Annotated in this window: 12 protein-coding genes; 7 read left to right on the top strand and 5 right to left on the bottom strand. The window is 73.0% G+C overall.

Translation table 11 applies throughout. The features are described from left to right. Positions 1 to 223 precede the first annotated feature (223 nt). Complete coding sequence (locus ACZ6JY_RS19195) at positions 224 to 1,735, top strand: MFS transporter (protein ID WP_469197176.1); 1,512 nt, start codon at positions 224 to 226, stop codon at positions 1,733 to 1,735. A 104-nt stretch (positions 1,736 to 1,839) separates the two neighbouring features. Here ACZ6JY_RS19195 and ACZ6JY_RS19190 read toward each other — a convergent pair whose 3' ends face one another. Then, positions 1,840 to 3,333, bottom strand: coding sequence for an alpha/beta hydrolase (locus ACZ6JY_RS19190; RefSeq protein WP_469197175.1), 1,494 nt, complete (start codon positions 3,331 to 3,333; stop codon positions 1,840 to 1,842). Positions 3,334 to 3,567: 234 nt separating this feature from the next. Between ACZ6JY_RS19190 and ACZ6JY_RS19185 the strand changes: the two genes are divergently transcribed. Both ACZ6JY_RS19185 and ACZ6JY_RS19180 read left to right on the top strand, forming a co-directional pair. Then, positions 3,568 to 4,560 carry an aldo/keto reductase gene (locus ACZ6JY_RS19185; RefSeq protein ID WP_469197174.1) on the top strand — a complete coding sequence of 331 codons (993 nt, stop codon included), beginning with the start codon at positions 3,568 to 3,570 and terminating at the stop codon, positions 4,558 to 4,560. Positions 4,561 to 4,641: 81 nt separating this feature from the next. Beyond that, a complete protein-coding gene (locus ACZ6JY_RS19180; RefSeq protein ID WP_469197173.1) occupies positions 4,642 to 5,163 on the top strand; it encodes a DUF6314 family protein in 522 nt (173 codons plus the stop codon). Positions 5,164 to 5,169: 6 nt separating this feature from the next. Here ACZ6JY_RS19180 and ACZ6JY_RS19175 read toward each other — a convergent pair whose 3' ends face one another. Next, on the bottom strand, positions 5,170 to 6,606 hold the full coding sequence (locus tag ACZ6JY_RS19175) for an aminotransferase-like domain-containing protein (RefSeq protein ID WP_469197172.1): 1,437 nt from the start codon (positions 6,604 to 6,606) through the stop codon (positions 5,170 to 5,172). On the opposite strand from ACZ6JY_RS19175, the gene ACZ6JY_RS19170 reads away from it, so the two are divergent. Then, on the top strand, positions 6,605 to 7,573 hold the full coding sequence (locus tag ACZ6JY_RS19170) for a DMT family transporter (protein ID WP_469197171.1): 969 nt from the start codon (positions 6,605 to 6,607) through the stop codon (positions 7,571 to 7,573). The two genes, ACZ6JY_RS19175 and ACZ6JY_RS19170, sit on opposite strands and share 2 nt — an antisense overlap. A gap of 95 nt (positions 7,574 to 7,668) precedes the next feature. After that, a complete protein-coding gene (locus ACZ6JY_RS19165) occupies positions 7,669 to 7,860 on the top strand; it encodes a DUF1918 domain-containing protein (RefSeq protein ID WP_469197170.1) in 192 nt (63 codons plus the stop codon). A 17-nt stretch (positions 7,861 to 7,877) separates the two neighbouring features. Here ACZ6JY_RS19165 and ACZ6JY_RS19160 read toward each other — a convergent pair whose 3' ends face one another. Next, positions 7,878 to 9,113 (bottom strand): glycoside hydrolase family 10-like protein, encoded by a 1,236-nt coding sequence (locus tag ACZ6JY_RS19160; protein WP_469197169.1) that lies wholly within the window; start codon positions 9,111 to 9,113, stop codon positions 7,878 to 7,880. Between the two features lie 188 nt (positions 9,114 to 9,301). On the opposite strand from ACZ6JY_RS19160, the gene ACZ6JY_RS19155 reads away from it, so the two are divergent. Further along, a complete protein-coding gene (locus ACZ6JY_RS19155; protein ID WP_469197168.1) occupies positions 9,302 to 10,162 on the top strand; it encodes a 3-hydroxybutyryl-CoA dehydrogenase in 861 nt (286 codons plus the stop codon). A gap of 225 nt (positions 10,163 to 10,387) precedes the next feature. Beyond that, positions 10,388 to 10,645: a hypothetical protein gene (locus ACZ6JY_RS19150; protein ID WP_469197167.1), complete on the top strand. Its 258-nt coding sequence runs from the start codon at positions 10,388 to 10,390 to the stop codon at positions 10,643 to 10,645. Here the strand turns inward: ACZ6JY_RS19150 and ACZ6JY_RS19145 are convergent, their stop codons facing one another. Both ACZ6JY_RS19145 and ACZ6JY_RS19140 read right to left on the bottom strand, forming a co-directional pair. Continuing rightward, positions 10,646 to 11,188: an NUDIX hydrolase gene (locus ACZ6JY_RS19145; RefSeq protein ID WP_363249924.1), complete on the bottom strand. Its 543-nt coding sequence runs from the start codon at positions 11,186 to 11,188 to the stop codon at positions 10,646 to 10,648. It lies immediately after the preceding gene. Positions 11,189 to 11,307: 119 nt separating this feature from the next. Beyond that, the gene (locus ACZ6JY_RS19140) at positions 11,308 to 12,657 is read right to left on the bottom strand and encodes a transcriptional regulator (protein ID WP_469197166.1); all 1,350 of its coding nucleotides are present in this window, start codon (positions 12,655 to 12,657) and stop codon (positions 11,308 to 11,310) included. Between the last annotated feature and the right edge of the window lie 134 nt (positions 12,658 to 12,791).

The following is a 12,791-nucleotide window of genomic DNA, read 5'->3' as shown; positions in this document are numbered from 1 at the left end:
CGCAGGCCGGCCCGGAGCCCTCCACGCCGCCGGGCACGCAGGTCGCCCCGGAGCCCTCCGCGCCGGGCACGCACGCCAGCCCGGAGCCCTCCACGCGGGGCACTCAGGTCGGTCCGGAGCGCTCCGTGCCGGACGCGCACGTCAGCCCCGAGCCCTCCGCACCGGACGCGCACCCCGGCCCCGAGCCCTCCGCGCCGGGCACGCGCGTCAGCCCGGAGTGCTCATGACCTCGCCCGGTTCGGCCCGGCCGGGTCTCGCTTTGGCTTGCAGTGTTCTTGGGGCCGTGGTCGTTGCCCTTGATGGGACCGTGCTCACCGTTGTGCAGCCTGTGCTGCAGCGCGATCTTGGCGCGTCGTTCGCCGCGGTGCAGTGGACCAGCACCGGGTATCTGATCGCCGTGGCGAGCCTGCTGGTCTTCGCGGGGCGGCTCGGCGACCGGTACGGGCACCGGCGGCTCTTCGCCGTCGGCACGCTCGGCTTCGCGCTCGCCTCGGCCGGCATCGGCCTCGCGCCCGGCGTCGGCTGGGTGATCGGGCTGCGCGTCGCCCAGGGCGTCTTCGGCGCGCTGTTGCAGCCGGCCACGCTGGGAATGCTGCGGGCGGCGTTCCCGCCGGAGCGGCTCGGCATGCCCATCGCGCTGCGGACCAGCGCCATCGGCCTCGCGGCGGCCGCCGGGCCGCTGCTCGGCGGGGCGCTCGCCACGCGGCTCGGGTGGCGTTCGGTGTTCTTCCTGAGCGTGGTGCCCGCACTGGTGATCGGGGTCCTCGCGCTGCTGGTCCGCCTGCCGGCACCGCCCCGGAAGAGCCCCGCGCCCGGCCTCGACCTGCCCGGGGCCGGGCTCCTCGCGGTGACGCTGGCCTGCCTCGTGCACACCCTGGTCGGCATCCCGGAGCACGGCCCGGCGGCGGCCACCGTGGCGGGGACGCTCGTGGCCGTGGCGGCGGGCACGGCGTTCGTACGCCACGAGCGCCGGGCCGCGAGCCCGCTCGTGCCGCCGCGGCTCGTCGGCTCTGCGGCGGTCGGACCGGCCCTCGCCATCCTGGTGGCGGCGTCCGCCGCGATGTTCGGCACGCTCTTCACGGCGACGTACTTCCTCCAGGACGTCCTGTCGCTCGACCCCCTGAACAGTGCGGTACGGGCGCTGCCGCTCGCGGTCATGATGGTGGCGAGCGCGCCGCTCGCGGCGGTGCTGCTGCGGCGGCAGGGCCCCCGGCGGACGATCACGACGGCGATGACGCTGCTGACGCTGGGCGTCCTGACCCTGTCCCGCCTGGACGAGGGTTCAGGGGCGCTGCCGGCCTGCGGCGGCTTCCTCCTGGTCGGCGCCGGCTTCGGCACGGTGATGGTCGCCGCGACGACGGTGGTGGTACGGCAAGCGCCACCCTCGGAGGCCGGCGTGGCCGGCGGCCTCCAGCAGACGGCGATGAACGTCGGCCCGACCCTGGGCATCGCCGCGGCGACCACCCTGCTGACAGCCTTCGCCCCGGCCACGAGCCCCCGGCCCGGAGCCGCGTTCCTCTCCGCCATGGGCCCGACGCTGACGGTCCTCGCGGCGGTGGCGGCGCTGGGCGCGGTCACCGCGACGAGACTGCCGCGGCTGGCCACACCTCCGCCGGACCCTGCGCCCACCACCGGGGCGGCGGTCAGGCACGACGGTCCGCCGGCGCCGCGTCGACCAGGCGGAGGCTCGGCCGCGTCCGGGCCTCCCGCTTCGGCCCGTCCACCCGCATCGTGAAGGCGGCGCTGGTGCGCCCGGCCACCGGGCGCCACGCGATCCCCGGGCCGTACCGGACGCCGTCGGCCGCGGGACGTAGGACGAGGTGCCGGGGTGGATCTCTCTCATCGGCTCCCCTTCGGCTTCGCGCAGGTCAGGTCGGTGTCGGGCAGCTTTCCGGCACGCAGATACGTGTTGACGGCGCGGTCGGCGCACGGGACGGGGGTGAGACCGCTGTCGCCTCGCCCGTAGACGCCGTGCGCGCGGATGTCCGCTGTGAGCAGGCGTGATCCTGTGAGCTTGCGGTGCAGGGCGAGGGCACCCTCGTAGGGAACGTTGTTGTCGTGACGGGCCTGGAGCATCAGGACGGGCACGTCGTTGGTGATCCGCGTGGCGGGTTCGCGGGGCTCGCCCTTCCAGAACGCGCACGGGGCGATCATTCCGTTGACGTAGGGCCCGAACACCGGCTGCGTGGCACGGCTGTGCCGCATGTTCTTCCAGTACGTCTCCGGGTTCTTCGGCCAGCCGCCCGCGGGCCATCCGCCGTCGCCGCACATGAAGATCGCACCGCCGACCATGCTGCTCTCCAGCTCGGGCGAGTTCAGCATCGTCAGGAGTCCGGCGAGCGCGGGCCCCGGCTCGGTCTCCTCGCCCGCGGCGGCTCTCTTCAGGTCGGCGACGACTTCGGCGAGCTGCGGGTCGTACTCCTCGTGCTGGACGAGCTGCTTGACGAGCAGGCGCAGCAGCGGCGCGTCGATCTGCTGCCCCGCGGCGGGGATCGGGTGCCGTTCGGCCCGCCGCAGCAGGGCGAGGACGTCCCTCCGTACGCGGCCTCGCAGCGCCTTCTCGGCCGGCTCCCCCGAGCGCTGGAACAGCTCGTACTGCGTGGCCTCCGGGTCGGTCGAGGAGTCGAGGACGACGCGGTCGGCGCGGCGCGGGAACAGCTGGGTGTAGACCGCGCCCAGGTCGGCGCCGTACGAGACGCCGTAGTACGACAGCTTGCGCTCGCCGAGCGCGGCGCGGATCGCGTCCATGTCACGGGCGACGTTGCGGGTCGAAGCGTGCGGGAGCAGCCGGGCGTTGTTCTTGTGGTGCCGGCAGCGGCGGGCGGTGTCGCGTGCGGCGCGCACCGACGCCTCGAAGTCCGCGCGCGGTGTGGTCTCCCGCGCCGGCGGGGCGGGACGGGAGGGGGCACCGCAGGTGATCGGGGTGCTCTCGCCGAGGAAGCGGGGGTCGAAGCCGATCAGGTCGTAGCGGTCCGCCGCGTCCTTGAGCGACGGGCGCAGGGCGAGGGTGTGGGCGAGGCCGGTGCCGCCGGGGCCGCCCGGGTTGGAGAGCAGGATGCCGCGCCGCTCAGCGGGTGACTTCGCCTCGATACGGGAGATCGCCAGCTGGATCGTGGGGCCGCCGGGGTCGGCGTGGTCGAGCGGCACGGTCACCTTCGCGCACCGCGCCCCCGCTTCGTTCAGCTCCTTCTGGTCCGCGGAGCATTCTCCCCAGGCCAGGTCGTGGCGTGCCGAGTCGTGGGTCCGGGCCGGTGGGGGCGCCGCGACGGCCAGTCCGCCCGCCAGGAGGCCGGCAAGACCGAGACCGGCGGTGACTGCTGAGGTGACGTGCATCGTGCTCCCTCGGTCGACGGCGATCGTCTCCGCCCGTCCGGCCGAAGACGATCACTACGCTACGAACACGGAGGGCGCCCCGACATCGGGGCAGCGCCCCAACTCCCCTGCGGCCAGCCCCCGTACGCTCACTCCCGCCGGCCGCAGGACGCTTCATCCGGCCGCCTTGCCCTGGAGTCCACTCCAGCTCCTAGGCTCGGGACCGACCACGGGGCACCAGCCAGGAGGTACACCATGACCAGCAGCCTTCCCACGCGCCGGCTCGGCGCGCTGACCGTCTCGGCGCAGGGGCTCGGGTGCATGGGGATGAGCCACGCCTACGGCCCGGCGGACGACGCGCAGTCGATCGCGACGATCCACCGGGCCCTCGACCTCGGCGTCACCCTCCTCGACACCTCCGACTTCTACGGCGAGGGTCACAACGAGCAGCTCATCGGCCGGGCCCTCGCCGGAACGCGGCGCGAGCGGGCCGTCGTGGCGACGAAGTTCGGCTTCGCCAACCGCCTGGGCGAGCCGCCGCTCATACGGGGCGACGCCGCGTACGTACGCGAGGCGTGTGACGCCTCGCTGCGGCGGCTCGGCGTCGACCACATCGACCTGTACTACGTGCACCGCGTCGACAAGGACGTGCCGATCGAGGAGACCGTGGGCGCGCTCGCCGAGCTGGTGGCGGCGGGCAAGGTGGGCCACATCGGGCTCTCCGAGGCCAGTGCGCGCACGATCCGCCGGGCGCACGCCGTGCATCCGATCGCCGCGCTGCAGAGCGAGTGGTCGCTGTGGACCAGGGATCTGGAGGCGGAGATCGCGCCGGTCTGCCGTGAGCTGGGCATCGGCCTCGTACCGTTCTCGCCGCTCGGGCGCGGCTTCCTCACCGGCCGCTACACCTCGCTCGACGGGCTCCCCGAGGACGACCTGCGGCGCACCCAGCCCCGCTTCGCCGACGGCAACCTGGAGCGGAACCTCGCCGTCGTGGACGCCCTGAACGCACTCGCCGCCAAGAAGGGCGTCACCGCCGGGCAGCTCGCGCTCGCCTGGGTGCAGCACCGCGGCGACGACGTCGTACCGATCCCGGGCACGCGCCGCGAGAAGTACCTCGCGGAGAACGTGGCGGCCGCCACGATCGAGCTGAGCGCCGACGAGCTCGCGGAGATCGACGCGGCGGCGCCCGCGGGCCGCATCGCGGGCGGCCGGTACGACGAGCGCAGCATGTCGGTGGTGGACCGCTAGGCCCTGTCGTCACACTCCCGTCTGACCAGGTCGCCCGCGATGCCACGGGCAGCGCCCGGTGGGGGCGCGTAGCCTGCGGGCATGTCCCTTTCCGACGACGAGAGCGCCGAGGCCGTGGGCGCCGCCCGGGACAGGCGGGGCGGCGCGGCCTCGCGCCCCGCCTTCCATCCCGTCCCCGACGTCCTGGCCCACCTCGCGGGCGAGTGGCTCGTCACGCGGACCGTCGTCGATCTCGGCGACGGGTCCGAGGGCCGCTTCGCCGGTACGACGGTGTTCTCGGCGCTGCCCGCTCCCGACGAGGGCGGGCTCCTGCACCAGGAGTCGGGGACGTTCACCTGGTGCGGCGTCAAGCGCCCCGCCGAGCGGACCCTTCGGTTCCTGCCGGGCGACGAACCGGGCACGGCCCGCGTGGAGTTCACCGACGGGCGTTTCTTCCACGGCCTCGACCTCCGCAGGGGCCGGCACACCGTCGACCATCCCTGCGCGCGGGACCTCTACCGCGGCGAGTTCGAGGTGCCCGCCCCGGACCGCTGGGTCTCCCGCTGGCGGGTGGGCGGCCCGGCCAAGGACCTCCTGCTCGTCACGGAGTACGTCCGCGCCTGAGTGGCGCTATCCGCCCGCCTCGTCACAGGCGGCCCGCAGCCTCCGTACCCCCTCGTTGATCTCCCCGAGGCCCGCGACGGCCGCGAAGCTCAGGCGGACGTGGGCCGCCGGGGGTTCCGCCGCGAAGTAGGGGCGGCCGGGGGCCACGGCCACGCCCGCGCGCAGCGACGCCGAGGCGAGGGCCGTCTCGTCGGTGCCGTCGGGCAGCCGTACCCAGAGGTTGTAGCCGCCCGCCGGGATGTGCGGCACCGCCAGCTCGGGGATGCGCAGCCGCAGCGCCGCGGCCATGGTGTCCCTGCGGAGCCGCAGCTCGGCCGAGACCGCGCGCAGGTGGCGCGGCCAGGCCGGGGAGCCGACCAGTTCGAGGGCCGCCTCCTGGAGTGGCCTCGGTACGAAGAAGTGGTCGACGACCTGGATGGCGCGCAGCCGCTCGAGGACCGGGCCGCGGGCCGCGAGCGCGCTCACCCTGAAGCTCGGTGAGGTGGCCTTGGTGAGCGAGCAGACGTGCACGACCACGCCGTCCCGGTCGTCGGCGCTGAGGGGCCTGGGCAGCGGCCCGGCGTCCTCGTGGACCAGGCGGCGCACGAAGTCGTCCTCGATGACGAACGCCCCCGCCGCGCGGGCGATCCGCAGGACCTCGGGGCGGCGGGCGGCGGAGAGCACGGCCCCCGTCGGGTTCTGGAACAGCGGCTGGCAGACGAACACCTTCGCGCCCGTGGCCCGGAAGGCGGCTTCGAGGAGCTGCGGGCGCACCCCGTCCGTGTCGAGAGGCACCGGCACGGGACGCAGCCCGGCCGCGCGGGCGATGGCCAGCATCCCCGGATAGGTGGGCGACTCCACGAGCACCGGCGCCCCCGGCGGCGCGAGCGCCCGCAGCGCGGTGGTCAGCGCGCTCTGGCCGCCCGCCGTGATCAGTACCTCGGCGGCCGTGATCGCCCCGCCGATCCCCCGCGCGAACCACTCCCGCAGCTCGGGGAGCCCGTCGATCGGCGGCCTCCCCCACGCCCCCGGCCGCCGTCCCGCCCGCGCGAGCGCCGCCGCCATCGCCCGTTCGGGCTGAAGCGCGGGGTCGAGGTAGCCGCCGTTGAACTCGATGACGCCGGGCGCGGGTGCGGCGAGCGTGGCGAGCACCCCGGAGGCGTCGACGGCGCGCGGCACAAGCTCCGCCGTGGCGTCGGCGCTCAGGGACACCTCCTGCCACGAGGTGTCGCCGGCGGGCGCGACGGCGGCCTGCGGCTCGGCGCGGAAGACGCCCGCGCCGGGCCGGGTGACGACCAGCCCTTCGGCGGCGAGCTGGGCCAGGGCCCGGGAGACGGTCACCGGGCTCACCCTGAACCGTTCGACGAGCGCCCGGCTCGACGGCAGCTTTCCACCCGGGGAGTAGCGGTCCAGCTCGTTCTTCAGGTGTTTCGCCAGATCATCGACACTGCTACCGTCATGCATGACAGCACAGGATAGCGCTACCCGCCCGGAGCGGATAGCGGTCAGCGAAGCGGCCACCGGCACGACAGGATCGGCGGCCACCGGCGCGGCCGGCTCCGTGGCCACCGGCAGACGCCGGAGCGGCACCGCCATGGCCGCCCTCGGCGTCGTCGCCTTCTCGCTCACCTTCCCCGCCACCGCCTGGGGCCTCGAGGGCATCGGACCCTGGAGCCTCGTGACCCTGCGCGGCGCGCTGAGCGCGCTCATCGCGGGCGGCTGCCTGCTGGCCCTGCGCGTACCGGTCCCGCACCGCCGCCACTGGCCGGGGCTCGCGGTGGTCGGCGCCGGCGTCGTCGTGGGCTTCCCACTGCTCACCACGCTCGCGTTGCAGACCTCCACCACCGCCCACGCCGCCGTGGTCGTGGGGCTGCTCCCCCTGACGACCGCGGTCTTCTCGGCGCTGCGCACCGGGGCGCGCCCCTCCCGGATGTTCTGGGTGGCGGCGCTCGCCGGAGCCGCCGCGGTCATCGCCTTCACCGTGCAGCAGAGCGGCGGCGCCCTGACCGGCGCCGACCTCTACCTCTTCGGCGCGCTCCTGATCTGCGCGGCCGGGTACACCGAGGGCGGCCGCCTGGCCCGCGAGATGCCGGGCTGGCAGGTCATCGGCTGGGGTCTGATGCTCTGCCTGCCGCTCAACGCCGTGGGCGCCTTCGTCGCCCTCGGGCACGAGTCCTTCCAGCTCACCGGGCACAGCACGGCGGGCCTGCTCTACTCCGCGATCGGCTCGCAGTTCCTCGGCCTGGTCGTCTGGTACCGCGGCATGGCGGCCATCGGCGTCCCCAAGGCCAGCCAGCTCCAGCTCGCGCAGCCGCTGCTCACCCTGGTCTGGTCGGTGTTCCTGCTCGGTGAGCACCTCACCGTCGCCGCCCCGCTCACCGCGGCCGCCGTGCTCGTCTGCATCGCGGTCACGCAGCGCTCCCGCGGCTGAGCCGCCGGCCGTCCGAACCGCACCAATTTCCGCCACTCGTCGTACACTGGCGGCCACGGATAGCGACCACAGAGCGGGACGAGGGGACACACCAGATGCGTGCAACCGTGGGCGACGAGCTGTTGGTGCACGGCAGGATCGTCGGGCAGCACGACCGGATCGCGGAGATCGTCGAGGTGCTCGGCCCGGACGGCGGTCCGCCGTACCGGGTGCGGTTCGAGGACGGCCACGAGACGCTGATGTCGCCGGGCCCCGACACCGTCGTACGGCATCAGGGCACGGAATAGGACTCGGCGGCGACCGGTCAGCGCGGCGGCTTCGCCGGCTTGCGGTAGTGGTCGGCGACGACGCGCGCCATCGCGCCGTTCTTGTCGACGCCGACCTCCTTCGCGGAGAAGTAGATGTGCCCGCGCACCTCGCTGTACCGCTCGGCGAACGTGAGGTGCCGGGACAGCTCCGCCGGGTCCTGCCAGGGCGCGGGCTGCGCCGGGTCACCGGCCTTGTACAGGGCCTCGCCGATGTACAGGTTCACGCCCGTGCCGCGCACGACCTCGTTCCACCACGGGACCAGCTTCGCGTAGTCCGCGACGGTGAAGCCGATGTTCCAGTAGACCTGCGGGACGATGTAGTCCAGCCACCCCTTCTCCACCCAGCCGCGGGTGTCCGCGTACAGATCGTCGTACGTCTGCACCCCCGCCCTGGTGTCCGATCCCGTCGGGTCGGTCGCGATGTTGCGCCAGACCGCGAAGGGGCTCACCCCGAACTGAGTGCCGGGGCGTGTCTTCTTCACCCGGGCGGACATCTCGCGCACCAGCTTGTCGATGTTGTCGCGCCGCCAGGAGGCACGGTCGGGGAAGCCCTCGCCGTAGCGCGCGAAGGCGTCGTCGTCGTCGAAGACCTGCCCCGCCACCGGGTACGGGTAGAAGTAGTCGTCCCAGTGCACGGCGTCGACCGCGTACCGCCGCACCGCGTCGAGCATCGCGTCCTGCACGAAGCGCCGCACCTCGGGCAGGCCCGGGTTGTAGTAGAGCTTCCCGCCGTACGGCACGACCCAGTCGGGGTGGACGCGTGCGGGGTGGGTGGCCACCAGGCGCGAGGGGTCGGTGTGGTTCGCGATGCGGAAGGGGTTGAACCACGCGTGCAGCTCCAGGCCCCTGCGGTGCGCCTCCTTCACCGCGGTGCCCAGCGGGTCCCAGCCCGGGTCCTTGCCCTGGACCCCGGTGAGGTACTCCGTCCACGGCTCGTGCGGCGACGGCCACAGCGCGTCCGCGGTGGGTCTCACCTGGAAGACGACCGCGTTGAGTCTGCGGCTCACCGCGGAGTCGAGGAAGGCGAGCAACTCGCTCCGCTGCGCTTGCGCGGTGAGTCCCGGCTTGGAGGGCCAGTCGCGGTTGACCACCGTCGCCAGCCACATGCCGCGCAGTTCGCGGCCCTTGTGCGGACGCCGTCCGGGGGACGCCGCCGCGCCCCCCGTGGACGTCAGGCCGGCGACCGTCGCCGCGGCCAGCACCGAGAATCCCCGACGTGACATATGCCTCATCGTTACGCCCCTGAGCTCGCATCCGTCCGGCTCCACCGCCGGTTGTGCGCACAGCATGCCCGACCCGGCCCGCCATGGACCCCGTGTTGCGGAGTAACGTTCACGGCCGAGGCAGGCACCGCGTCCGAACGGGGGGTGGGGGCCTGCCGGCCCCCGTAATCAGCGAAAGGCACGAGGTGACCGACTCCATGACCGATATCGCACGCGTCGGAGTGGTGGGCTGTGGCCAGATGGGCGCGGGAATCGCGGAGGTCTGCGCCCGCTCCGGTCTTGACGTGAAGGTCGCGGAGACCACCGGCGAGGCCCTGGAGATCGGCCGTACGCGCCTGTACAACTCGCTCTCCAAGGCGGCTGAGCGCGGCAAGATCTCCGAGGAGGAGCGGGACGCGACGCTGGCGCGCCTGAGCTTCACCACCGACCTCGGCGAGTTCTCCGACCGTGACCTGGTCATCGAGGCCGTCGTGGAGAACGAGCAGGTCAAGACCGAGATCTTCCAGGTGCTCGACCAGGTGGTGACCCGGCAGGACGCGATCCTCGCCTCCAACACCTCGTCCATCCCGCTCGTGAGGCTGGCCGTCGCGACCTCGCGTCCGGACCAGGTCATCGGCATACACTTCTTCAACCCGGCGCCAGTGCAGCAGCTCGTCGAGCTGATCCCCGCGCTGACCACGTCCGAGGGCACCATCAGCCGGGCCCAGGTCATGGTCGAGAAGGTCCTCGGCAAGCACGCGATCCGCGCCCAGGACCGCTCGGGCTTCGTCGTCAACGCGCTGCTCATCCCGTACCTGCTCTCCGCCATCCGGATGTTCGAGTCGGGCATCGCCAGCCGCGAGGACATCGACAACGGCATGGAGATGGGCTGCGCCCACCCGATGGGGCCGCTCAAGCTCTCCGACCTGATCGGCCTGGACACGGTCGCCTCGGTCGCCGACTCGATGTACGCGGAGTACAAGGAGCCGCTGTACGCCGCTCCCCCGCTGCTCCAGCGGATGGTCGACGCGGGCCGCCTCGGCCGGAAGTCGGGCTCGGGCTTCTACAGCTACGTCTGAGCCGCGCGGTCACGCGTCATCCGGAGCGATTCACTCCCCGTACGAACACACTCCGTACCCGACGGGCCCGGCACTCCTGCGAGTGCCGGGCCCGCGGCGTTCACACACCGTGTGCGCAATGGGCTCGCATATGCCCATCGCACACTCTCCCGCCCTGTCCACCAGGAGAGTTCACTTTCTGTGCGGATGAAGGGGGGACGCGCCATTACAGAGAGGAGTGCGCTCGTGACCACCGACGGCGAGAGTGCCGTGGTCCCGGAAGAACTCGCCGAGTTACGCCGTAGCCTGGACGTGGGTCTGGCCCGCGTCGACGGACGGCTGGCGTTGCTCACACAGCACGACGACCAGAACGCCAAGACCGTGCAGGCCCTGGAGGCCCGGGTCGCCGCCTTGGAACACACGCGCTGGCCGCTGCCCACCATCGTCGCCCTCGCGGCGGTCGCGGCACTGGCCGTGGCGGTCTGGCAGGCCATCGGCCATTAGCTAGCGCGCGTCCTGGCCGAGGCGCAGATGGTGCAGGAGGAGCAGCGCCGCGGCCATGTTGGCGGCCGGGACCTCCCCGCGGGCCACCATGTCGGGGACGAGTTTGAGCGGGACCCATTCACGGCGGTCCGACTCGAAGTCGTCCTGCGGATGGCCCATGTACGTCCCTTCGTCGGACCAGTAGATGTGGTGCCGGGCGTCGGTGAGCCCGTTGGAGGGCTCGACGCTCATCAGGTGCCGCAGCGGGCCCGGCCGCCAGCCGGTCTCCTCCTCCATCTCGCGGGCCGCCGCGTACGCGATGTCCTCGCCGTCCTCGACGACGCCCGCCGCGAGCTCCCATCCCCAGCTGTCGGTGATGAAGCGGTGCCGCCAGAGGAGCAGGACCTCGTTGGCCTCGTTGACGACGGTGGCCACGGCGACGGGCCGCAGCCGTATGAGGAAGTGGTCCAGATGCCGGCCGTCGGGTAGCTCGACATCTGCGAGATTGACCGTGAACCACCGGTTTCCATACACAGTTTGTTCGTTCTGTTTCGTCCATTGCACGGTTCTGCCACCTTCCGCCGAGTTGCTGGCAATATCGCAGCAGGTGGAAGGTCAGAGCAGAGTGTGTGGGGCGCGGAGAGGTGTGCGCGGCGCGCCCGGAAGTCGGCGCCACCGGCGCGTCACAGTGGAACGCGCAGCGCCCCTGCGATGAGTTCGGCCGCCTCGGCGGTGCCCGCGCAGTCGCTGCGCACGAGGTGCTCGCGCACCGCGCGCAGCCGGTCGCGCAGCCGCTGCGACTCCATGCCCCGCGCCTGTTCCGCCATTTCGACGGCCGTGGCCACCGCTCGGTCGGTGTTTCCCTGGCGCAGTTCGATCTGACTGAGCATCGCGAGGCGGTGGACCCGGCCCCGGTCGTGCGCCGGTGTGTCCACGGCCGCCGCGGCGTGCTCCTGGGCGCTGGTCAGGTCCCCCAGGCTGAGCAGCGCCTCCGCCACCTGTACGTTGACGAGGCCCGGCTGCACATAGCCCGTCTCGTCCGGCTCCCGGCCGCGCAGGATCCGGTCGGCCGCGGCCTCGGCACGCCTGATGCAGGACAGCGCGCTCCTGCCGTCGCCCAGGTGCGCGTACGCCTTGGCCTGCATGGCGTACAGATCCGATGCGAGCGCCGGGGTGAGGTCGCGGCCCGCGGCCCGCAGCGCCGCCTCGGCGAACGCCACCGCCTGGCGGTACTCCCGCATGAACAGCGACTGGTTGACGAGCAGCGCGATCACGTACGCCCCGAGCCCCATGTCCCCGCTGGCCTTCGCGAGCCGCAGGGCCTGGTGGAAGTAGCGCTGCGCGAGGCCGTGCGCGTCGGAGTCATAGGCGCAGATCCCCGCTATCGCCACCAACCCGCCCGTGGAGCGGTGCAGTTGGCGGCCCATCTCGTCCGTGTAGCTGCCGCGCAGCAGGGGCGCCGCCTCGGCGTTGAGGAAGCCGACGATGCGGGTGCGGGTCGCGACGCCGCCGGTCTTGCGGTACATCTGCTCGTAGTGCGCGCGGGCTGCCCGCATCATCTCGATGTCCGCCGTGCTGACGGGGTGCCGCCCGCCGCGGGAGACGTCGACGTCCTCCGGCGGGTTCTCCCACTCCCAGACCGGCATCACCGCGGGCGTGCCAGTGACCGCGGGGGCGCCGAGCAGATGCGGGCGCTGCTGTTCGTCCGAGCGCCACAGCGCGGTGGCCCGCTCCACGAAGCCGGAGAGCGTCGTGGCCGCCGAGCCCACGCGGGCGGAGGGCACACCGGGCAGCCCGAGGCCGATGTCGTCCAGCGTGACGGGCCGCTGCAACCGGGCCGCGAGCACCTCGCAGATCAGGTCGGGGACCTGACCTCGCGGACGCTGCCCCTTCAGCCAGCGGGACACGGCCGTGTGTTCGTAACGCAGCGCGAGACCCCGGGACTTGCCGGCCTGGTTCACATGCGCGGCGAGTCCCGCGTGGGAGACGCCGGCTTCGTCGAGGATCGCGTCGAGCAGGGTGTTGGGCTGCATGGATGCCCTCCGGTGGCTCGGTCCCTTGTCAGATTAGTCCAGGTGCCTTCACACGGGGTGTGAACGGAGTGCCCGCGTCCGGGGGGTGTGCGCTCTGCCGCATGCCGTGTGGGCTCGCTTGACTGAGGTGCCTC

The sequence above is a fragment of the Streptomyces sp. NPDC046335 genome (assembly GCF_055587985.1).
Note: the sequence above shows the minus strand (reverse complement) of the source record. Positions and strands in the feature narration are given on the sequence as shown.